15 protein-coding genes and 1 pseudogene are annotated in these 21,306 nt (G+C 39.7%); 2 read left to right on the top strand and 14 right to left on the bottom strand.

The features are described from left to right. Positions 1–225: 225 nt before the first annotated feature. The gene (locus L0B53_RS16550) at positions 226–2,181 is read right to left on the bottom strand and encodes an ATP-dependent DNA helicase RecQ (RefSeq protein WP_235060696.1); all 1,956 of its coding nucleotides are present in this window, start codon (positions 2,179–2,181) and stop codon (positions 226–228) included. A gap of 252 nt (positions 2,182–2,433) precedes the next feature. Between L0B53_RS16550 and L0B53_RS16545 the strand changes: the two genes are divergently transcribed. Then, positions 2,434–2,784, top strand: coding sequence for a RidA family protein (locus tag L0B53_RS16545; protein WP_235060695.1), 351 nt, complete (start codon positions 2,434–2,436; stop codon positions 2,782–2,784). A 242-nt stretch (positions 2,785–3,026) separates the two neighbouring features. Here L0B53_RS16545 and L0B53_RS16540 read toward each other — a convergent pair whose 3' ends face one another. The 8 genes from L0B53_RS16540 to dcuC form a co-directional block, all read right to left on the bottom strand. Continuing rightward, positions 3,027–3,677: a CDP-alcohol phosphatidyltransferase family protein gene (locus L0B53_RS16540; RefSeq protein ID WP_235060694.1), complete on the bottom strand. Its 651-nt coding sequence runs from the start codon at positions 3,675–3,677 to the stop codon at positions 3,027–3,029. Next, positions 3,671–4,333, bottom strand: coding sequence for an ATP-binding cassette domain-containing protein (locus L0B53_RS16535; protein ID WP_235060693.1), 663 nt, complete (start codon positions 4,331–4,333; stop codon positions 3,671–3,673). The genes L0B53_RS16540 and L0B53_RS16535 overlap by 7 nt, the downstream gene beginning before the upstream one ends. A 13-nt stretch (positions 4,334–4,346) precedes the next feature. Further along, positions 4,347–6,023, bottom strand: coding sequence for an ABC transporter permease (locus tag L0B53_RS16530; RefSeq protein ID WP_235060692.1), 1,677 nt, complete (start codon positions 6,021–6,023; stop codon positions 4,347–4,349). A 251-nt stretch (positions 6,024–6,274) separates the two neighbouring features. Then, the gene (locus tag L0B53_RS16525; protein ID WP_235062278.1) at positions 6,275–7,429 is read right to left on the bottom strand and encodes an ABC transporter substrate-binding protein; all 1,155 of its coding nucleotides are present in this window, start codon (positions 7,427–7,429) and stop codon (positions 6,275–6,277) included. Between the two features lie 98 nt (positions 7,430–7,527). Next, positions 7,528–9,678 carry a dihydrolipoyl dehydrogenase gene (gene lpdA, locus L0B53_RS16520; protein WP_235060691.1) on the bottom strand — a complete coding sequence of 717 codons (2,151 nt, stop codon included), beginning with the start codon at positions 9,676–9,678 and terminating at the stop codon, positions 7,528–7,530. Between the two features lie 177 nt (positions 9,679–9,855). Next, a complete protein-coding gene (locus tag L0B53_RS16515; RefSeq protein WP_235060690.1) occupies positions 9,856–10,479 on the bottom strand; it encodes a carboxymuconolactone decarboxylase family protein in 624 nt (207 codons plus the stop codon). Positions 10,480–10,727: 248 nt separating this feature from the next. Continuing rightward, complete coding sequence (locus L0B53_RS16510) at positions 10,728–11,732, bottom strand: substrate-binding domain-containing protein (protein WP_235060689.1); 1,005 nt, start codon at positions 11,730–11,732, stop codon at positions 10,728–10,730. A gap of 521 nt (positions 11,733–12,253) precedes the next feature. Further along, positions 12,254–13,624, bottom strand: a complete 1,371-nt coding sequence (gene dcuC, locus L0B53_RS16505; RefSeq protein WP_235060688.1) for an anaerobic C4-dicarboxylate transporter DcuC — start codon at positions 13,622–13,624, stop codon at positions 12,254–12,256. Positions 13,625–14,115: 491 nt separating this feature from the next. Here dcuC and L0B53_RS16500 point away from each other — a divergent pair, with 491 nt between their 5' ends. Then, positions 14,116–14,793 carry a hypothetical protein gene (locus L0B53_RS16500; protein WP_235060687.1) on the top strand — a complete coding sequence of 226 codons (678 nt, stop codon included), beginning with the start codon at positions 14,116–14,118 and terminating at the stop codon, positions 14,791–14,793. A gap of 27 nt (positions 14,794–14,820) precedes the next feature. Here L0B53_RS16500 and L0B53_RS16495 read toward each other — a convergent pair. The 5 genes and pseudogenes from L0B53_RS16495 to L0B53_RS16475 form a co-directional block, all read right to left on the bottom strand. After that, a pseudogene (locus tag L0B53_RS16495) lies at positions 14,821–15,498 on the bottom strand (mechanosensitive ion channel family protein); the annotation flags it as partial. Between the two features lie 143 nt (positions 15,499–15,641). Further along, positions 15,642–16,100 (bottom strand): hypothetical protein, encoded by a 459-nt coding sequence (locus L0B53_RS16490; protein WP_235060686.1) that lies wholly within the window; start codon positions 16,098–16,100, stop codon positions 15,642–15,644. Between the two features lie 3 nt (positions 16,101–16,103). Then, positions 16,104–18,155, bottom strand: coding sequence for a hypothetical protein (locus tag L0B53_RS16485; RefSeq protein WP_235060685.1), 2,052 nt, complete (start codon positions 18,153–18,155; stop codon positions 16,104–16,106). Next, positions 18,155–19,900: a hypothetical protein gene (locus tag L0B53_RS16480; RefSeq protein ID WP_235060684.1), complete on the bottom strand. Its 1,746-nt coding sequence runs from the start codon at positions 19,898–19,900 to the stop codon at positions 18,155–18,157. The genes L0B53_RS16485 and L0B53_RS16480 overlap by 1 nt, the downstream gene beginning before the upstream one ends. Continuing rightward, entirely contained in the window at positions 19,893–21,215 is a 1,323-nt protein-coding gene (locus tag L0B53_RS16475; RefSeq protein WP_235060683.1) for a site-specific integrase, read from the bottom strand. Before L0B53_RS16475 ends, L0B53_RS16480 begins: the two co-directional genes overlap by 8 nt. Between the last annotated feature and the right edge of the window lie 91 nt (positions 21,216–21,306).

The raw sequence follows: 21,306 nt of genomic DNA, 5'->3' as shown, positions 1-21,306 counted from the left end.
ATGGTGGTGCAGTGAAGTTTCTTGCTTCATTGACCACCATTTTTATACATCGCCATACTTGAAACTGCTAGGTTTCTATACCCTTATTACTTGAAGTTGCTAGGTTGTTGGCGTCGCTCATTCGCTCCAATCATATAGTACACCTATACTCATCTTAACCTCGCTTACTCTCTACCAACCTCGCAACGCTAATTATTTTAGGTATATCGTCATTTACTATTCTCTTTATGACTTCAATCCGGCGGGTTCAATATCGGTAACAATCTGACTGACCAGAGTAAATACCGTAGCAAATGGATATTGTTCGAATTGACCAAACCCTGCCATTTTAGTCCCCTTAACTTTAGAAATTAACGGTGTCGTTAATCCGCATAAGAAGCGAGTAATCGTTTTATGAGTTAATGCCTGCTGATTATTGCTCTCTTTACACGCTTCAACAAAAGGAATCACCCAAGCTTCAACATCCGTGAGCACAATGGGATCAAGTTGAGGTTCTGGTAATTTAGCAACGTTGCCTCGACAAACAGAACAGTGGCCACAAGCAACAGGAGCTTGATTATCGGCAAAATAGCCAGCCAATGAATGGCTTAAACAGGATTTACTGGCAAAAAAGTTCAACATATCTTGAGTTCGGTTAATTTCATTGTTCTCTTTCTGTTGAAATAGTTGAGACAATCGCGTGACTAACTCTTGAGTCTCAACACTTTTATCTAAGACTTGGTAAACATCGGTCATCTGTTTACTCTCTAGCTCAATCCAACCTTGTTGGTGAAAATAATCTAATGCAGTAATCACTCGTGCTCTATCTGCTTGGTGTTGTTGCCAGAGTTGAATGAAATCAAGATTGTGCCAAACTTTTGCTCGACTTGAACAATCAAAAATAGATTGGACAAAAGCAGCGCGCTCACCATGAAACTTATTGATGATCTGCTGTTCAGTCTGGTTGAGTTTAAAGCGATATTCGGCAAAATAGCTGTATTTTGTTTTAATGATATGTTGCAGTTCAAGGTAAACTAATAGTGTTTTTAATGGCAATTGCTTGATGTTAGCTTCTCGAGATAGACGAAGAAGAATCAGTTCCCAATCGTGATTTTGTTGATAAATTTGTTCAATAACATACTTTATCGAGGGTTTATCGGGCGTGTCACCATAGACAAAATTCTCTAACACATTGAGACCAAATTTATTGGCAAGGAGAGAACATTGAGACGGTAAACCATCACGCCCAGCACGACCAATTTCTTGAGAATAGTTTTCTATTGATTTTGGTAAGTCAAAATGGATAACTCGACGAATATCTGATTTATCAATTCCCATTCCAAATGCAATGGTCGCAACAATACAGTTTACTTTTCCGTTCATAAAATCATTTTGGATCTGCTCCCTGACTTCTGATTTCAATCCTGCGTGATAGGGAAGCGCACTGATACCTGAATGTTGCAGTAAACGACTAACGACCTCAGTTGTGTGTTGTAAAGTGACATAGACAATGGTGGGAAGCTCTGGTTGTTCAAGCATTAAGCTTCTTAGTTGATCTGGCTTTTGATCTTCTTCACAAGGAATAATATTTAGATCAAGATTAGCGCGATAAAATCCCGTTACAGTAATATTCTGCTCTGGTATCGCAAACTTTTCTCTCATATCGTTAATAACCGCAGGCGTTGCTGTAGCGGTTAAAAGAAGAACTTGAGGGATCTTTAACTGTTTACGATAAAGAGGAAGTTTAAGGTAATCAGGTCTAAAATTATGTCCCCATTCAGAGATGCAGTGTGCTTCATCGACAACCAATAATGAAATGGGTATCTCGCCAATAAAGTGTCTAAAGCGCTCATTTTTCAGACGCTCAACGGAAATCATCAGAACTTTTATGTCACCCGCTTTGACTTTTTCCATAATCGTATGGATTTCATCACGATCTTGAGTTGAATCGATAGATGCTGCTGCAATGCCTTTGCTATGGAGAAAGTTAATCTGGTCCTTCATTAATGCCAGCAAAGGGGAGATAACCAGCGTTAAATGGGGAAGTAAAAGTGCCGGAAGTTGATAACAAAGAGACTTTCCTGAGCCCGTCGGAAAGATGGCGGCGGCTGATTGATTATTGAGAACATGCTCGATAACTTCTTTTTGTCCCTGTCGGAGGGAGTCAAAACCAAAATACTGTTTTAGGGTTGATTCGAGCATGGCAATATCCTAGCCGATAAAATAAAAATGAGAGGTGATAAAATACAGTAACTACCACTTATTGTAACCCTTCATCAGTCATTCATCAGCAATTCTGCGAATTAATTCCCACACTAATATAAAATAATATTTTTATCCTTGTTGCTAGGAAATATTTTATGATCTTAAAAGATATTTGATTAAAAATTTGTTATAAATACAAGTGATTAAATAAAAAAAGATTATTAAACTAAAAACAATAGGAAGAGTAAAATGATTGAACGCCTTGAAACTAAGCAAAGAATGAGCCGAATTGTTAAGCATAATGGGACTATCTATCTTTGTGGACAAGTGTGTAAGGATGCAACTCAAGGTATTACTGAGCAGACGTCTTCTATGCTTGAAAAAGTCGATGAGCTATTGATCCAAGCAGGAAGCTCTCGCGAAAATATCTTGTCTGCCACGATCTATATTAAAGATATGAAAGATTTTTCTGAAATGAATGCCGTTTGGGATAACTGGGTTCCAGAAGGTTATGCACCAGCAAGAGCGTGTGTTGAAGCAAGCATGGCTCGTGATGTACTACTGGTTGAAATTTCTGTGATTGCCGCAGAAAAAGAGTAATAGCAATATTTATAAGCCTCTGTCATTGATATTTTTCATGACAGAGGCTTTTTTGTTTTCATTGTTATTCTCTTCATACTTGAAGTCGCTAGGTTGTTGGCTGCATTTGCTTGCCGCCCATTAGCAGCTCCAATTACTTTGTACAGTACACCTAGACTCATAGAGCCTCACTCACTTGTCGCCGATTAGCAATGCCAAGTATTTTAGGTATATACCCCAAGTAGAGGGGATATGCATCGAAACTAATGGGGTTGATTTAAAGCGGTTGATTGTTGTGTTAGTTTCGGCTCTTTCAATGTCTGATACCCAGCCCAAATTCGGCTTGCTGTTGTTATCCAACATAATGTTGCAAAGATAGTGCTTAATATAACAAAGTAGCTAGGAAAGAGACAAAACAGCACAAAACAGGTAATCGTTTCTGTCCCTTCCGTTAACCCACCAATGTAATAGAGTGACTTGTTCTTATAGACGGGATTATCAATTTTTTTCTTACTTGCCATAATGGCAAAAGCCAAAAAGCTACTACCTGTTCCAATAAAGGCATAGATCAAAAAGGCACCGGCAATTGCATTCTGTTCTGGGTTTGCAATGATAAAACCAAATGGGATCAGTGAATAAAAGATAAAATCCAAGGTAATATCTAAGAATCCGCCACAATCGGTGATCCCTTGTCGCCTTGCTAATGCACCATCTAAACCATCAAAAATTCGATTTAAAATAATCGCCACTAATGCTAAAAGGTAATGTTGATAGGCTAAAGCGGGCAAGGCAAGCAGACCAATAATAAAACCTATCACTGTGATTTGATTGGCAGTAAAACCAGCACGATCTAATTGCTTTGCCGCGATGGCGAGAGGGGATTTAATTACTTGAATACTCCAACGATCTAACATGTTACACCTCTACTTTCTTCATACTTATTAGTTGGCCACTGTAAACAATGTCCATTTTCAGGAATATCTTGCACATCGTGGGTCACCATCAATGTCGGGATTGCACTATTTTTTATATGTTGAAACACTAAAGTACGGAAAGAACTACGTAATGAACTATCGAGCTTACTAAAAGGTTCATCCAGAAGAATGGCTTTCGGTTCAGACAATAACATTCTCATCAAACTGATTCTGGCTCGCTGGCCACCTGATAATTGGTCAGGGAGTTTATCTGCGTGCTCAAGTAATGAAAGTTGCGTTAATCGATCAAGTGCAATTTGTTGTCTCTCATTTCCTTTGACGCTATCAGGAATTGCAAATGCTAAATTTTGCCAAACTGTAAGGTGAGGAAATAGTAGGTCATCTTGAAATAGGATCCCAATTTCTCGCTTTTCAGGACTTAAATTGAGTAGTGATTGCCCATTTAATGAGATCTCGCCTTGAGTGTTAAAATAAGGCGAAAGGTGGCCGGCAATCGCGGCAAGCAGCGTTGACTTGCCACAGCCACTTGAGCCCATTAAGGTCACTATCTCACCAGGTTGCACAGTGATATTGATTGGGTGACAAAGTGCTCTTTCTGCACCGGTAATAATTAAACTATCTATTTTTAATGTCATTGTTCGTTAACTTTTAATGTGCAGAATGAGTGATGAGTTTATTGGTTGAAATATTTTTACTTTTTCTTTGGCTGAGTTTTGGAATCAAGTGACTTACCCAGAGAGATACAGAGAAAAACAGTAATGGTAATCCTCCTTGTAATAAACCATATATTGCCATGATTCGTCTATCTTGACCGCTGGTTAAAGCCACCGCTTCCGTGGTAATGGTGGTGACTCGGCCAGCACCTAATAATAGTGTCGGTAAATATTGAGTTAAGCTAACACTCACTCCAATCGCAAATGCCGATAAGATAGCAGGAAGTAACAGAGGCAGCTTCACTTTAAACCACGCTTGAGCTGGGCTTTTACCTAAGCTCTTGGCGACATGAATGAGGCGTAAGTCAAAAGATTGCCATGGGCCTTGTAGCGTTAGATAGCAGTACGGGAAAACAAAAATAATATGCGACCAAATAACCCAATATATATAGTCAATAGATGGGAAGTTTAAGGTTGCAGCATGAAAGCCAAATAGAAGCGCCAATTGTGGCATCACTAAAGGCAGTGCAATTAGCCATGTTGGGATACTTTTCCCTGTCTTGTGTCGTAATTCTTGGCAACCAATCGCACATAAGAGTGCAATACTGGTTGAAACTATAGCAATGATTAAGCTGGTGGATATTAGCTCGCTAACCGCTGACCACTCCTGTTGCCAGAATCGAGTAGACCAACGACTTGGAGATAGATCTGGATAACGCCAGCGTAGAGAAAACGACCAAATAAAGAGAATAACCATTGAAATAAATGGAAGAGAAAAGATCACAACAGGCAAAGAGCGCCCCCAAATTGGGTATTGGCGACGTCCCATGATAAGCCAACTGTTCTGACGTTGGAATAGCAGAAACTCTAGGGCTCTGAGAATGAATAAAAGTAGACAAGCGATAAAAAAGAGAAATAAAGTCCCTGCTGCTGCTAGAGGTAAATAAGTGAGATCGGGTTCATTTAACCACTGCCAAATTAGTGTTGCTAAAGGCGCGGGGTGAGTCGGCCCAATAATCATCGTCATGTCGACAACCGATAGGCTAAATGTCGCAATCGCGGCAATAGGAAGGCGGATATGACGGATCCATTGCGGTAAGATAATCTTTAGCCAACATGCACTAACGTGATAGCCTAAACTGGTTGTTGCTGCAATTAATTTAGTGGCATTAAGTTGTTTCATGACAGGAACAGAGACGAGTAGAATAAAAAAAGCCTCTTTCATCGCTAAGGCAATGATCATTCCAATTCCATACTGATCTTGGACAAATAACCAATGAGCGTTCACTTCCGTTTCAAATATGGTGTTAATAAAGCGGAAAATAGCGCCAGTGGGTGACAATAAAAATAGTAAGCCAATAGTAAACGCAATATGTGGTAATGCGATTAAAGGCGCTAACAACTGTTCAATCCAGCGCCATGTTCTCTTTTGCCAGTGGAAATAGAGGACTAAAAAAGCAATGGTTAACGCCAATAGTGTACTTGTAAAAGCGATAAACAAGGCTAAAAAAGTAGCATGAGAGAGAGTTGGCCAGTCAAAAAGTGTTTCCCAAGCAGCAAATGAGAACTCATTGAGACCTAACGCCGGTAACCAACCAATAGCAGGCGCAATGACACCGATTACCCCAGGTATCAGAGGTAAAAAGCAGATTACTGCAATTATCATCAGCATGACAGGTATCATTCTTGAAATCCCTTTATTGTTCGATTATCCATATACCCTTCTTACTTGAAGTTGCTAGGTTGTTGGCGATATTCATTCGCCCCAATCATATAGAAAATCTATACTCATGGGGCCTCATTCACTTGCCGCCTACTAGCAACGCCAATTACTTTGGGTATAGTTAGGCTAGATTTTTGAAAGTAATGATTTACATTCGCTTACTAGCAGCAACGTCAATTATTTTAAGTATCTTATTTTATCTACTTGCCGTAACGCTTGAGCCACTCAACCTCGATTGCCGCTTGCCAGCTAGGGTGAGGTTCAGGGATGGATTTAAATAGTTTAAATTGTGGTTGTTTGTCACTAAAGGCACTTTTTTTGAGTACCGATGGGTCTCCCCAGTAACGACTTTCTGCCTTTCTTGCTTGAGCTTCTGGACTCATTAAAAAATTAATAACGACTTGTGCCGCATCGGGGGCTGAGCTATTCCATGGGATCGCCAAAAAATGAATGTTGGTTAATGAACCCGAGCTAAAAGCATAACTCTTGGCACTCTCTACCAAGTTACCGCTATTAATCGCTGCTTCGGCTGCATTAGGATTGAAGGTGATCGCAAGATCCAGTTCACCGTCATCTAATAACTGGATCATTTGAGGGCTACTTTGTGGAAACTGTTTCCCCTCTCGCCAAGCAACTTGATGAAGCTGATCAAGATAGTGCCAAAGTGGCTTTGTTACTTTCTGAAAGCTATCAATATCAACAGGTTGATACAGGGTATCTGGGTTTTCAGTGAGATCAATGAGAGCCATCTTTAAAAAACTTGAACCGTGGAACTCTGGAGGCTGTGGGTAGCTAATTTTTCCCTTATTTATTTGAGCGTAATTAAGTAACTCAACAAAGCTATTCGGTGGCATGGTCAGTTGCTCATGATCATAAATAAAGGTTAACTGTCCAACCCCCCAAGGTGCTTCAAGATTTTCTGTTGGTTCGGTAAAATCTTCGGTAACCGGCAAGGTTTGATCAACAAATTGCCAGTTCGGTAATTGATCAACAAAAGGGCCAAAAAGTAGATGTTGATGCTTTAATGAATAGAAGTGTTCTCCATTCATCCAAACAAGATCAACACTCCCTTGGCTATTTTTGCCTGCCACTTTTTCTGCAGAGAGACGATGGACTGTTTCAGAGATATCTGCAACCTTAACGTGCTTAAGGGTTATACCATAGCGCGATTTGATCTCTTTACTTGCCCAACGTAGGTATTGATTGACTTCTTGACTTCCACCCCAAGCATTAAAATAAACCGTTTCACCTCGAGAACTGTTGACAATAGTTTGCCAGTCTTTTGTCTGAGGTTCAGCGGCTAAACTGATGCCCGAATAGCCTAATGAGAGTGTCGCAGCGATGATTAATAGCATTAACCTTTCAAACCAGTTATGACGGATAGATGTCGTTTTCTGGCTATCTATAACGTTCCTTGTCATATCTTTTACCTATAAATTCGTTTATTTTTATTTTATTTTTTAGCGCGAAGTTGCCATTGATGGAAACGCTGTACCCATAGTAATACTTTTTCTGGAGCGTGTGAACGTTTCCAAACACCGGCTGCATATTTGTTCGCTTCACTCATCGTTGGATAAGGATGAATAGTGCCAAGAATCTTATTTAAACCTAAGTTATGGCGCATCGCTAAGGTGTACTCAGCCAATAACTCTCCAGCCAAGTGACCGACGATAGTCGCCCCTAATATCTTATCGCTATTGGGCACCGTTAGTACTTTAACAAAACCGGCGGTTGCATCTTCGGCTATCGCGCGATCCAGATCATCCAGTTGATAAAGCGTAACCTCATAAGGAATTTCCTGTTCTTTTGCCTCTTTTTCGTTAATCCCAACACGAGCTAATTCAGGAGAGGTATAAGTTACCGCAGGCAAAACAGAGTAGTCAGTTTTAAATTTCTTTAACGAGCCAAATAGTGAGTTTACCGCTGCGTACCAAGCTTGATGGCTGGCAGCATGAGTTAACTGAAATGGACCAGCGACATCTCCTACAGCATAAATATTTGGATATTTGGTCTGTAAATACTCATTGGTAGAGATGGTGCCATTGTTGTTAGTCTCAATACCGAGTTCTTCTAAACCAAAGCCTTTGGTATTTGCGGCACGACCTAAGGCAATCATTACATAATCAAACTCAATGTCAGCATACTGCTCTGAACGATTGGTTTTTAAATAGACTTTTTGAATACCATCTTGTTGTTCAAATTTTATTACTTCATGATTTAATAATACATTGACCCCATCTTCGACTAAATGTTGACGTACAATTTCTGCAGCATCTTGATCTTCTCGATTAAGTAGCTGGTCACCACGGTCAACCAGAGTCACTTTAGCGCCTAATCGAGAGAAACTTTGACTAATTTCAGAGCCAATTGGACCACCGCCTAATACTAATAGCTTTTTAGGGAAGAGTTCAAGATCCCAAATTGTGTCTGAAGTGACATAATTCACCTGATCTAGTCCGGTAAAAGGAGGAATAAAAGGACGAGCACCTGTAGCAATAACAATATTTTTACTGGTGAGTGTTTCGCCATTGACTGAGACTTGCCAAGGATTAAGGATCTTAGCTTCACCTGTCACACAATTAACCCCTAGTTCTGTATAACGCTCAATCGAGTCATGGGGTTCAACCGTTTTAATCACCTGTTTGATCTGTCCCATCACTTGCTGAAAATCGACATTGGATATTGTGCTTTCAATCCCGAACTTTTTCATCTTTTTGACTTCAGCTGCCGAGTGAGCAATACGGATGAGAGCTTTAGAGGGAACACAACCAGTATTTAAACAGTCACCGCCCATTTTATGTTTTTCAATCAGTGTTACTTTCGCTTTTACCGCAGCGGCAATATAAGCACTCACTAATCCACCTGAGCCAGCACCAATAACCACCATGTTTTGATCAAATTGAGTTGGTTTCTTCCACTGAGCATAAACTTTCTTCTGTTGGAACAGAGTGATCACTTTTTTCGCAATCAGAGGGAAAATGCCTAAGAGTGCTAATGAAAGAAGAATGGTTGGTGAGATTAAACCACTTAAGCTGTCAATTTGTCCAAGTTGTGTACCGACATTCAAGTAAACCATCGTACCCGCTAACATCCCTAATTGGCTCACCCAGTAATAAGTCGCCGCTTTTATCGGTGTTAATCCCATTAATAAGTTGATTAAGAAGAAAGGAAATACCGGAATCAAACGTAGAGTAAATAGATAAAATGCACCATCTTTCTCGATACCTTGATTAATGGTTTTTAAACGATGGCCATATTTACTCTGTACCCAATCCTTAAGTAGAAAACGACTAAGCAGAAAAGCAATGGTTGCGCCAATCGCACTGGCAAATGAGACGAGAAGAAGGCTCCACCAAAAGCCAAAAAGAGCAGCTCCAAGAAGGGTTAAGATAGCTGCTCCTGGTAGAGAGAGCGCCGTCATTAAAATATATAAGCCAAAATAAGTCACACTTGAGATCAACGGAGAATCGATAATAGTTTGTTGTAAGTTCAACTGCTGTTGTTTTGCAAACTCAAGAGAGAATAGGCTGTTAAGGTCAAATATAAACCAACAGGCGATAACGGCGATAATCACGCCAAAGGTCATTAATTTTTTACTGTTCATCCGTGTTTATATTCCCTGTAAGTGTTAATAATTATAACTATTTGTAACTGTATTGAACATTAATAAACTGTTTAGTTCAATTGTTTATTAATTTTATTTATAAGTGATAATAATTAAGTCTTCATTATCCGTGTTCTAGAGCGAAAATATAATCTTTAATAAAAGATGGATAGTGCTTTAGGTTTTGTTTGTATGACTGTTTTTTGATGAGGTATTTCTAATCGAATGATTGGAAGACTGATGATTTGATGGTGAATTATTTGGGGTTGGAAGAGAACAGAAACCATGGGCTGGAACATCAAGGGCGGTATTAAATTTAGCCGAGAGGTTTTGAAATGCAATTAGCGCCGTTAACTCAACAATATCATCCTCGTTATACCACTGTTTTAAATCAGATATATGTTGATCTGTTACTTTATTACCCGTGATTGTCATGGCTTCTAAATAATGTAAGGTCGCTTGCTCTCTTTGATTAAAAAGGGCGCTAGAGTGCCATTCAGCCAGAGCGTGAGCTTGCTCTTCTGAACCATACCGCTCCACCATTTTTTGACCATTAGTGTCGATACAGAAAGCACAATCATTGAGTTGGGAAACACGAACACAGATTAGAGAGCGCAATTTAGGATCTATCGGTGACATCTTTCGATCTAAGAAACCAAAAAAGGTAGCAACTAACCAAAATAAGGTCGGCTTTTTTCCCCAAAGAAGTGCAGGGTTTAAGACAGTGCCATAATGACGTTTCTGCAACCAAAGGAGGGGTTTTATTGTCCATGAGAGTTTTTCATTGGTCTCAATACGCATCTTTTATCCTTAAAATCAAAATATTATAAGGATAAGGTTAGTGGTAAAATTGGATGCTGTATAGAGACACAATGATTTTAGTGCCTCTATACCTTTGATACTTGACGTCGCTAGGCTAGGTTTATAACAATAATGGCTGCACTCGCTCGCCCCAATCATATAGTACACCTATATTCATGGGGCCTCACTTGCCACCTACTAGCAACTAGCAACGCCAATTATTTTAGATTTAGATGGTTTTGGAATGATTAGTTTAGCTTCTTGACGGATTGACGTGCAACAAGCTCTGGTTCCATAGTAAAGACTCGACTCTCGTGATCTTTATCTTTCATCCGTTGGAATAGTAATTCAACCGCAGTTTTCCCTAAACGTCGCTTAGGTTGGTGAACTGTCGTCAGCGGTGGTGAGAAATAGGCTGAAAGATCAATATTATCGTAACCAATAATAGAGATGTCTTCAGGGACTGAAATACCCTTTTGATTCAGGCGACTAATGATTGCGAGTGCCATAACATCATTAAAGGCAAAAATTGCCGTTGGACGTTCAGTCTGCTCTAGCAATTTATCAACGGCTTGGCTCGCGGCATCACATAAGAAGTCAGCTTCAATTAACCATGAGTCATTGATCGTAATATCTGCTTCACTCATTGCTTTATAGAAACCATTCATCCGCTCTTTACAGGTTAATTTATCCATTTGTCCTGTAATACAACCGATTTTTTGGTGTCCCATATCAATCAGGTGCTGAATCGCTAAATAAGATCCATGCTCAGTATTATCAATGATTTTGTCGGTATGTGGACTTTCTGGACCCCAATCCATCACAACCATGGGTAGGTGCTCATGACGATCTAGCATCGTTAATAAGTGACTATCTAGCTCTGAACACATAACAATCAAGCCATCAACGCGTTTTTCTGTCAACATTCTTAAATAGTCGCGTTGTTTTTCAATACTATTTTCCGTGTTACATAAAATTAGGGTATAGCCATTCTTATAACAGTAACGCTCAACACCCGCGATAACTTCTGCAAAGAATGAATTGGTTGATTCGGTTACTAACATACCAATCGTACGAGTGGTATTGCATTTTAAGCTACGAGCCACAGCACTTGGCGCATAATTTAATTCATCTACTGCTTTTAGTACGCGCTTTTGAGTCTCTTCAGCTACAAAACGGGTTTTATTAATTACGTGAGACACCGTTGTCGTAGAGACATTAGCCATTTTTGCAACATCTTTAATGGTCGCCATAAATTACTCTATTATATTTATTTTATTAAGTTAGGTTAAAACGAGATGGAATTAGAACGGATAGCTTTTGGTATTTTAACCCTATTATCTCTTCATTTTATCGTTTGCGTAGCGATTCTACCTGACATTTTTAAGAGTGCAACTATAAGAAGGAAACTAAATGTTATGTAGATTATTTGTTAGTGACGATTTCAGAGCGAAAAACTAGATTAATCGGCTCAATTGATTAATATCAAAATCAACGTTAATCATTTTCAAATTAACTTCGATAGACCTAAAATAATTAGAGTTGCTAGTTAGCGGCAAGCAAGTGAACCGCCATGAGTATAGGTGCACTATCTTATTGGGGCGAATGAACTCAGTCTTTACTTTCACTAAGATAGTAACTTACATAACTTCAAGTATGAAGGGGATAACGATTAAATAAAAAAGCACCCGAACTAACGGATGCTTTTTATTTTTTCTATGATTAACGCTTTCTTATTGAATATTTAGTTTATTCAAATAAAGATAACTTATTCTTAATGTGGGTACATTGGGACAAGAACCATAGTACCGATAATCACAGTGATTAAACCAACAAATACAGGAACTGAAGTACGTTTTACTACTTCAAATGGGCTGATTTTACCCATACCCGATGTTGCTACGATAACGCCAGATACTGGAGAAATAGTACGACCTAGGTTTGACGCCTGAAGCATTGGGATAATTAGGAATGCAGGGTTAAGACCCATTTTACCTGCTAGTGTTGGCGCTAGCTCAACGAAAGCATAGAATGGTGCATTACCTGAACCCGTTACGATTGCTGCTGCGGCAGTTAGAATCACAAGAAGTAACATTAGTGCGAAACCACCGGCACCAGCTGACTGTGCAAGACCAATTAGGTTATCGATAGCACCGATAGACGTTAGACCTTGAGCAAAGACACCTGCACCCACTAAAAGCATTACAACACTCTTGAATGCATCACCCATACCCGCGTAACAAACTTCTAAACCTTCAATTGTCTCTCTACCATTGAAGCGACGAGTAATGAATTCAACAACCGCACCGATAGCAATTGAGATAATTACAATCGTGTAGATATCTAGGCTAAGACCAGGGATAGTCTCACCATTGAATAGAAATACACCAACAATTGGAAGGAAAGGCAAAATAGCATAGTAACCAGGTGCTTTAACTTCAATCTCTGAAAGGTCTACCTTCTCCATTGGCGTGTTGTCTTTCTTATCAAGATACTTGTTCCAGAAGAAAGCGGCAGCAGCCATTGCAATAATCGCACAGATAGAAACAGGAAGAACTGTTTCAACGGCGAATACATGTAGAGGCATTCCTGCATTTTCTGCTGCAACAATAACATCACCTGAGGTTGGAGATAGGATAATCGCAGCTGGAGATGCACAGATTGCAACCGCAGCGGGGCGTGAGATCCCCATTGCTGTCATCATTGGGAATAGTGTTGCCATTAATAGAACACCAAGACCCGTTGCAGAACTTACTGCAAGTGACATTAGACAAGCAACGATATAAGCGGCAACTAATAGGACATAAGGTGACTTGATGACCGATAATGGGCGAGAAAACTGTTTTACTACAACATTGTTTGCACCAATATGAGTCATATATACCGCAAAACCACAAAGTAGCATGATCTGCATACCTAAACCGCCGCCACGATATTTCAGCATATATTTAACGAACTCTAGGGAGTCAGTTAAAATATTGCCTGTTGAAGCAACTTTTGCTGGTAATACTGAATGACCAATTAGGCCAGCAATAATAAGTAATGAAATACCAGCAGTTAATAAAATACCGGTTGCTTTATAACCTTTGATTATAAAATAACCAACCGCAACGGTGACGGCTAGACCAATTAATAGCTCTAACATAATGAGCACTTCCTTCAATGATAAATAAAAAATCTTTTATTAGGGTTAATACCCCTTTATTGGTATTAAGGTTACTAAATAAATGGAAGTGAAACTAATTAAATAAGCAATAGTGTGATCATGATATGCAATTACCTCCTTATGTTAATTGTATTGTTTTTGTTTGTTGCGATATTTGAGGGTGAAGTGATAACTAAAGGTGAATTAATAGTTTCTTATATTAATAAAGAGGTATAACTTGATATGAAGTGTTGCACTGTATCCGTACTCTTGATACGTGTATCTGCTCGATTATCGGTTATGTTTATTAGCCCAAATTCATTCCCTTTAGACTTAACGTTGTTAATTTGTTGGCGTCACTTGTTCGCCTCCAATCATATAATGATCCTATACTCATGGGGTCTCATTCACTTTCTGTTTATTAGCCATTTCAATTATTTTAAGTATAATCACCTTATTATATGAATTTAACCGGATGAATATTAACCTAAATGTTTGAACTTATTTTACAGCTACTATTTCCATTTCTTATTGGAACCCAAGCTATTTTATTGATGGTATTAACTAAAGGTGAAATATGTCCAGGGCAGCGTGGTCGAATTCACAAATTACTCCCTATTCTGGTAGCGGGTTGGTTATTAGGAATGACAGAGCAGATAGTTGCGATTATTCCATTTCTACTTTTACTCTTTTTTAATATTAAAATTCAAACCGGAAAAACGCGAAATATAGGGCCATTATGGGCATATAAGCTCAGTCTATTGACCGGTATTATTGTTTGGGTTGTGACATTATTTTCTATGGGAAATGGGTTATATGCTTTATACCAATTAGCCCTTGTTGCCCTGTTAGGCGCCATTGGAGCTCACCTATTATTGACTATAGCCAGAACTCGCCTACAAGCATTCCACCAACTTTTGCCAGTTGCTGGAATATTTGCGACGATTCTGACTATTTTGATTTTTTTAATTTACCTTCTTCTATTACCCGAGCAGCAACTTGATGGTGTATTAAACTTAATTCTCTGCTCTTTTATTGGCTTAATTGCGGGTGTCGCGGTTTGGGCTTCACACCTACTACGCCAAAAGAGTATTGATAAGATGCAACTTTTTGCTGCCTTACTGTTACTTTGTGGCGGTGTCGTGATTGAGGCATCTCTCTTTATTTAGCTTTTTTATCCGTGATTAACCACGCTTTTAATTACTAGCTGCTCTATGGAGGTGGATCTCTTGTTGAGGAAATGGAATCGAAATTTCATTTTTATCAAATCGAGACTTCACCTCTTTAGTCACATCCCAGTAGACATCCCAATAATCGTCAGTTTTAACCCAAGGGCGAACAATATAATCAACAGATGAATGATTTAAGGTATGGAGTTTTACGGTCCAGTCTGGCCGTGAAAGGACTTTTTCATGTTCGCTTAAAATTTGATTAAGCACGCTTTCCACTTTCTCCAAATCATCTTGATAACTGACGGAAAATACCATATCAACCCTTCTTACTCGTTCATGGGTGACATTTTTAATCGTATCGCCCCAGATCTTATTATTGGGTAAGATAATGACTTGATTATCAAACGTTCGGATGGTGGTATTAACCAAACTTAACGAGCTGACCTTTCCTGAAACTCCGCCAGCCTCAACAAAATCACCAACATCAAAAGGACGATAAAGCAACAACATCATACCGGCTGCAAAATTAGAAAGGGTATCTTGTAGTGCAAAACCGATGATAATCCCCGCGATACCAAAACCGGTGAGCAACGGCGCAAGATTGACCCCAATTTGAGAGAGGGCAATTAAAATGGCAATAATCATCACTAACCGGCTTGAGAGGGCAATAAAAAAGCTCTTCATCAATTGCGAAGTATTAATCTACCCAAACGGGCTTACTCTGGGATAAATCTGGAAAGCTTTGTGTGGTAAGGCTTGTGAGCCTTTTCCAGAAAAATGGAGTTTTTCAACTATTTTTCCTAAATAATGTGTTTTCAATGTACCACTTTCCAGATTTTTAGCAATTATTTTATTGAGGTTACTTTCGCTCTTCTTAGCTCCACAAGCTGCCCTTTCAGTTCTGCGTTTTCACATTCAAGATCTTCAATTCTTGCCAGCGCTCTTACCAATTGGTCATTTAAGTGGTGTTGGTTAGCTGCAATCAAAGCCAGTTTATCACTAGCTTCTTGGTGCTTTTGTTTAAAGTTGCTCTTAATCCGTTTCTGCTCATTCAGTTTGTCACGAACCGCATCAATCTCTGGTTTGACAAATTCACCATTGCCTTTGGCGATATCGGTCTTTGTTTGCTTTACCTTTTGAACAAATTCAGGGTAGTAATAGCCACTGCCATTACCAAGTCGTGCCTCTTCTTCTACCGCTCTTACACTCAGCTTTCGAGTAACTGGAATGTACTTAGGCTTCCCCTGAGCGATACGCTCAAGTGCCGCTTCTAGTGTGATTAATGTGTTTTCACTTTTACTCATTTTTTAGACCTCAACAATATTTAATTCAGCTTCAAACGGTGTGAAATCCATACCAAAATCTCGCATGACGATTTCAGCAGCTCTAATTTGTGTGACGTAATGGCTATGTTCACTGACTGAGATATCATCACTCTCTGCACTTATATAAGCAGTCAAGCTACGATGTTTTCGTTGCCACCATTTAGCTTGTTGTTCATCAATAATGCTGCTACCAGAACTGCAATCTACGCAAAATTGTGGTGCGATAACGCCGTCCATGTCACACTGGTATCCTGATTTACAATAGCTATGTAATGAGCCATGAAGCGTGAGCTTACCTTCCTTAATACCTCGATAAATTAAATCCCAAGAACTATAAATTGTAGGGATATCATCACGCATTTTCATGATAGCTTTTCCGTGTGCACCTGATAATGTCTCATCAGAATGCCATTGCTTAAATATCTTATTCGCTGTGGTTTCAGTGTTGATATTATCAAGTAATCCTTTGATTTTATCGTCAGTCATCAGGTTGTGATAACTAGCCAGTTTACCGCCATTTGTATACCACTCAGTCATCGACACATAGAGGTGCTTAAATTGCTGTTTAAGTGCAATAGCAGTACCGAAGCGGTTTTTGATGCAATAGAACGCCAAAGTGCGGCGAAATTGGTGTGATGTTAAGTGCCAAGGTTCGCCTATTTTGACGAATTTTTTAATTTTTTCTTGGGAGTTTGGATTGGAGTCTAAGCACTCTTGGTAGTCCTCTTGCGTTACCGTGAAATTAAACTGCTTGCAGAATCGTTGTAAGCGCTCATTCCAATCATTTATTATTTTAGGTGGTGTTGAGCGGCCAATTTGATTAACCCAGAGCGTATTCGTGTATTTTTTATCGGGATAACTGGCTTCTTTGCGCCATCTTCCTGTGAGCGCAGTCATTAATTCAATAGCGGTTTTTGATGAGCTTGCTGTCACCCACGTTTCACGCTTTTCACCAAGCTTAAAAGTATGAGATTGAAGCATGTGATAATCTCTTCCTTCGAAGTGGTCTTTGTAGTAGCTGTTTGGTGTAAGCTTATCTAATTCTGAATCGCGCATACCACTAAACCCGCCACACACAATGTAACTTGCTGTGATAAGCTGGCCGAGATAGCGCTGAAATTCACGGCCATTCTTCAAGGAGGTATTAGGTAATTTTTGCGCAAGAGGGGCGATAATATCAGTTGCCTTTTGAGGTTGATTCTTTTGGATTCTAGATGCATATTTTGCACTATCTATCCCACCATTAGGCCGCATAAATGTGAACGTTGCGCCATTTTTAACTTTATCATCAAGGATGCGCTTACCCTTTAGATAGTTCTCCTGTAGTTCATTCTCAATTTGCGCAATTAAATCTCTGAATGGATACGCCTCTTCAATGAGGTTAATGGCTTTACCATAGATAGCATCACACAAACGCTCTGGTATTGTGAAGGTTTGCTGTCCTTCGACTGGATTAAGTGCTTTAGCTAATGACGCACTCTCTATGGGCTTACGAAAACCATGTGAAACCTTGTGCCATGATTCAAACTTGATAATGGCATTGATGGCTATAAAGGTACTTCCCATTGTGTCTTGAGCGTATTCTCTATCCTTTAAATAAGACTGAAACCCTTCCCATACAGAGGTTTTTGATAGTAATTGAATAGAAGTGCCATTCTGCGCCATAAGGTAGGTATAAGCTCTAGTGGTATCCGTTAATATTGTCCGAACACCCGAAAAAGATCGCGCTTTTCGACCTTGTGTGCTTTTATTGAATAACCACCCATACGTGAATAATTTTAATTCTCTTTGCAGTGCTGGATGCTCATCAAGGGATTTAAATATTAAATTATTCTTTTCTTTTTTACGGGAAAAAGGCGTACAGTCCCAATCGCTATCACCAAAGGTAGCGGTGGCTTTACCTGACTCATCACGACAAATCACCACTTTATCAAGCTCTTCGAATCGCCCTTCATGGTAAAGTGTGACGACATCAACGTCTTGTACTTTATGCTTCTCTGGAAAGCTAACTGAGTATAAATGAGCATTGGACATTACTGACTCTCCTGATTGTGAGTGGGGATTAGTTGAAGAACCGATTCAGGCTCATCCCAAGCTGGGTGAAGCCCCTCATCATTAAGCTTTTCTTCTGCTTGCTTCATGATGGTGGTATCGATATTAGGCACAATTTTAGCGTCGATAAACTGGATGACTTGTTCAAAATTGTTGCGGTAATGGTGAGCATCTAAATGCAAGTAAAGCGATTCTTCGATACAGGATTTAAACGATAATAAACACCAGATATCACTAACAGACTGAACAACAACTTGGCTCGGACAACCAAAACATCCGAGCAAATCAGCACAAGCCAATCGTTCTCCCTCCTTGGCTAAACCTTGCTTCTGCGCTTTCCTTGTATATTTTTCTGACTTACTACCAAATGGGGTGGCACAGCTCGCTCCGTTCGATGTGCGACTGAGATTAGGTAACGTAATTGCATTCTCTTTTTCGATGACAAGCACATGAATCCCCAAGTTATCTTGCGCTTGCTCACTGTCTACACCATTTTTCACCTGCTCTTGACGAATCGCCATCGTGTCTTGCATCATTCCGTTGTTATTGTGCCGATTGCCTTCGCTGTAATGCTTGCTGCGAACGTTTGGCGTGTTTCCAAGCATCATATTGTTTGCTAACTCGCCTTGATGATATGCGGTAAGCTGCGCCCCTGTTTCTCGAAATCGACTCACAACAGGGCGCAACCTTCGTCCTGTTTGGTCAGTGAAGGTAAAGTGCTTTTCCATCCACCTCTTAAGGAAACTTTGCAATGTTGCGGTCTTAAAGGGTTTCACTTGTTGAAAAACGACGGTTTGGAGTAATAACGCTTCTTCATCACGAGAGATTAATCGTGATGCGTGTAATAGCTTGTCAAAAAACTCCATTGAGTATTTTGGTATTTCAAGTTCGTGCCCTCCCATTTCTACTCGAATGGTCTTGAACGCTCTACGCTTAAAAGCGGGCATCGTATACCAAACTTCACCGAGCGTTGTGGAGGCGTTTTCGGGCTGTTTAAGCTTAAATAAATCCCCCGTATTCGCATAGGTGTAATAAGCCATTAGGAATGTGGCTGAACACATCATCTTGGATATTCCCGCTGCTAACTCATAGTCATTTCCCATCCATTGAAAGGTCATGGTTGCTATGCTTTTATGAGCACTCATATGCTTTTGTGGGTCAGCAATGAATTGTTGGTGTGTTTGCTTAAACAAAGCTCTTAAAAAGGGGAGCATTTGCTTGAGGTCGCTTCTTGTATATGCTTCATAAGACTCTTTATCACTCGTATCTCGCACGATAACATTGGAGAGGTATGCGCGAGGTAGCTCCAAGTATTGAGTAAAAACAGTCACTAAATATGAGCGCTTTGATACATAACTTGAGCTTTTTATCTGTCCCAACATCACTCGTTCATTTTCATGCCCCATATAACCCTCAATCGAAGATTGAGTGAACGCTTCCATGGCATTATTGTCACACCATCGGAGATAGGCAGATGTATTTTTGAAGATATGAGATAAGCTCACATGACTGCCACCTTCGTCTATAATCTCATCAAACCGTGATTTAAGTTGAAGAGCAAATCCTTCTCTATCGGCTCGTTCAAACGGCTTACCTTGCTGAATTGCTTCTGTTGATGGTATATGCTTGAATAGAAAACGATTAAAGTCGGCCTTGCGGTTGTCTTCAGTATTGAGCTGAATACATAAATCAGCTTCCCACTCATGCAAGTACGTTACATTACTCATTATCCATCTCCAATACATCATGCATAATGCTATCTAAGAGCCCAAACTTAACCTTGAATGCCTCTTTTCGTTTGAGGTAACGCAGGTATTTCCAAGTGGTTGATTCGTTTTTATGCCCCATCCAACTCATGAGTAGTTCCATGCACTCAACAACAGGCAGTCCCGCCTCAAGCAAGTCACTGAGTCGGTATGTACCATACGTCGCACGAAAATTATGAAAGCGATGTGCAAAGCTAGGGTGGATTTGCTTGATTTGTTTTCTTAGCTCTGACCATCTGGCTTCGATAGATTTGGGTGATACAGGGTTTCCTTGCTCACTAATGAATAATGGCTCGTGATTAAGGCAAAACTCTAAAGCTTCAACCGTTTCAAAAGCCAATCCCTTTGTGGATTCTTCAAACGTATCTAACTTAGCGTTAAGCTTGTTCAATCGCTTTAAGCGTCGATTTGAGGTGCGGTAAGCCTCTAATTTATCCAGTAGCATTTTAGATACCTCTATCGTTCTTTCTTTACCGAATTTGGTCTGAACACCATTTCGATGCGGTGATACAGTAATGACATAACGATGTTCTGACTCTGCAAATGGCTTGGCAATATCTAGCGCATCGAGTGTCAATGAGGCAACTTCCTGAATACGCAGTCCTGTATCAATCGAAATGAGTATTTGTAACCTTAATTCTTCCGAGGCATTAGGCAGTTGCTCAAGAAGTATGGATAAATCTTGCTGGCTCAAAGGAGTAAGGGGATTGATGTTACCACTGTCACTGTCGCGTGGTACTTTTATCCGTAAATCGCTCGTTTCTACGGTAAAGGTTGGGGCTGTGTGTGCAAGCATATCTGTACGCTTGATAGAGACAAATTCCATTTTAAACGGCGCTTCTTTCTCATTCTTCACTTTCAAATAACCATCGTGCATTAACCATTTGTAGTAGTTAACGACAATATTCATACGCACACTGGCTGTAGAGTGCGCTAACTCTCCCTTTTTAATCAATTTTAATAAATGGGCGCGAAATAAATACGTTGGCTTCAATCGTTTAACAGGGGGGAATATATTCCATTGAAGGTTTTTGTCTTCGAGAAATTGATAATAGTCTTTTAGACCTTGAGCGCATGGTTGAAGGTCTTTCGCGGCCTTCACAGCTTTCAGATAAAAGAAGTAGCTATTTACTTGGTTATTGAAAGCGCCATTTTCAGAATAAAGTGTCGGTAAAGAACCGATATTCTCACCGAGCGAAGTTATTGCAGGTTGAGTACCACTGATGGATAGATCCGTCTCTTTAAAAACGTCACTTGATTTGATTAGAAATGCCATAAATCCTCAAGAAAAATAACTGACCATACATACAGTATAATCGATTTATATATATTTTCCAGATTTAATTACCCGTGTAAGATGCTTTTGC

Origin of the sequence: Vibrio sp. SS-MA-C1-2 (genome assembly GCF_021513135.1) — a bacterium.
Lineage (GTDB): Bacteria > Pseudomonadota > Gammaproteobacteria > Enterobacterales > Vibrionaceae.
The sequence above is the reverse complement of the archived record's forward strand: the minus strand, read 5'-3'. Positions and strand labels throughout refer to the sequence as shown.

What these genes read in the sequence shown, in the direction of transcription:
- L0B53_RS16550 (WP_235060696.1), bottom strand. Translation starts at nt 2,181, where the DNA reads ATGCTCGAATCAACCCTAAAACAGTATTTTGGTTTTGACTCCCTCCGA.
- L0B53_RS16545 (WP_235060695.1), top strand. Translation starts at nt 2,434, where the DNA reads ATGATTGAACGCCTTGAAACTAAGCAAAGAATGAGCCGAATTGTTAAG.
- L0B53_RS16540 (WP_235060694.1), bottom strand. Translation starts at nt 3,677, where the DNA reads ATGTTAGATCGTTGGAGTATTCAAGTAATTAAATCCCCTCTCGCCATC.
- L0B53_RS16535 (WP_235060693.1), bottom strand. Translation starts at nt 4,333, where the DNA reads ATGACATTAAAAATAGATAGTTTAATTATTACCGGTGCAGAAAGAGCA.
- L0B53_RS16530 (WP_235060692.1), bottom strand. Translation starts at nt 6,023, where the DNA reads ATGCTGATGATAATTGCAGTAATCTGCTTTTTACCTCTGATACCTGGG.
- L0B53_RS16525 (WP_235062278.1), bottom strand. Translation starts at nt 7,429, where the DNA reads ATGCTATTAATCATCGCTGCGACACTCTCATTAGGCTATTCGGGCATC.
- lpdA (WP_235060691.1), bottom strand. Translation starts at nt 9,678, where the DNA reads ATGAACAGTAAAAAATTAATGACCTTTGGCGTGATTATCGCCGTTATC.
- L0B53_RS16515 (WP_235060690.1), bottom strand. Translation starts at nt 10,479, where the DNA reads ATGCGTATTGAGACCAATGAAAAACTCTCATGGACAATAAAACCCCTC.
- L0B53_RS16510 (WP_235060689.1), bottom strand. Translation starts at nt 11,732, where the DNA reads ATGGCGACCATTAAAGATGTTGCAAAAATGGCTAATGTCTCTACGACA.
- dcuC (WP_235060688.1), bottom strand. Translation starts at nt 13,624, where the DNA reads ATGTTAGAGCTATTAATTGGTCTAGCCGTCACCGTTGCGGTTGGTTAT.
- L0B53_RS16500 (WP_235060687.1), top strand. Translation starts at nt 14,116, where the DNA reads ATGTTTGAACTTATTTTACAGCTACTATTTCCATTTCTTATTGGAACC.
- L0B53_RS16490 (WP_235060686.1), bottom strand. Translation starts at nt 16,100, where the DNA reads ATGAGTAAAAGTGAAAACACATTAATCACACTAGAAGCGGCACTTGAG.
- L0B53_RS16485 (WP_235060685.1), bottom strand. Translation starts at nt 18,155, where the DNA reads ATGTCCAATGCTCATTTATACTCAGTTAGCTTTCCAGAGAAGCATAAA.
- L0B53_RS16480 (WP_235060684.1), bottom strand. Translation starts at nt 19,900, where the DNA reads ATGAGTAATGTAACGTACTTGCATGAGTGGGAAGCTGATTTATGTATT.
- L0B53_RS16475 (WP_235060683.1), bottom strand. Translation starts at nt 21,215, where the DNA reads ATGGCATTTCTAATCAAATCAAGTGACGTTTTTAAAGAGACGGATCTA.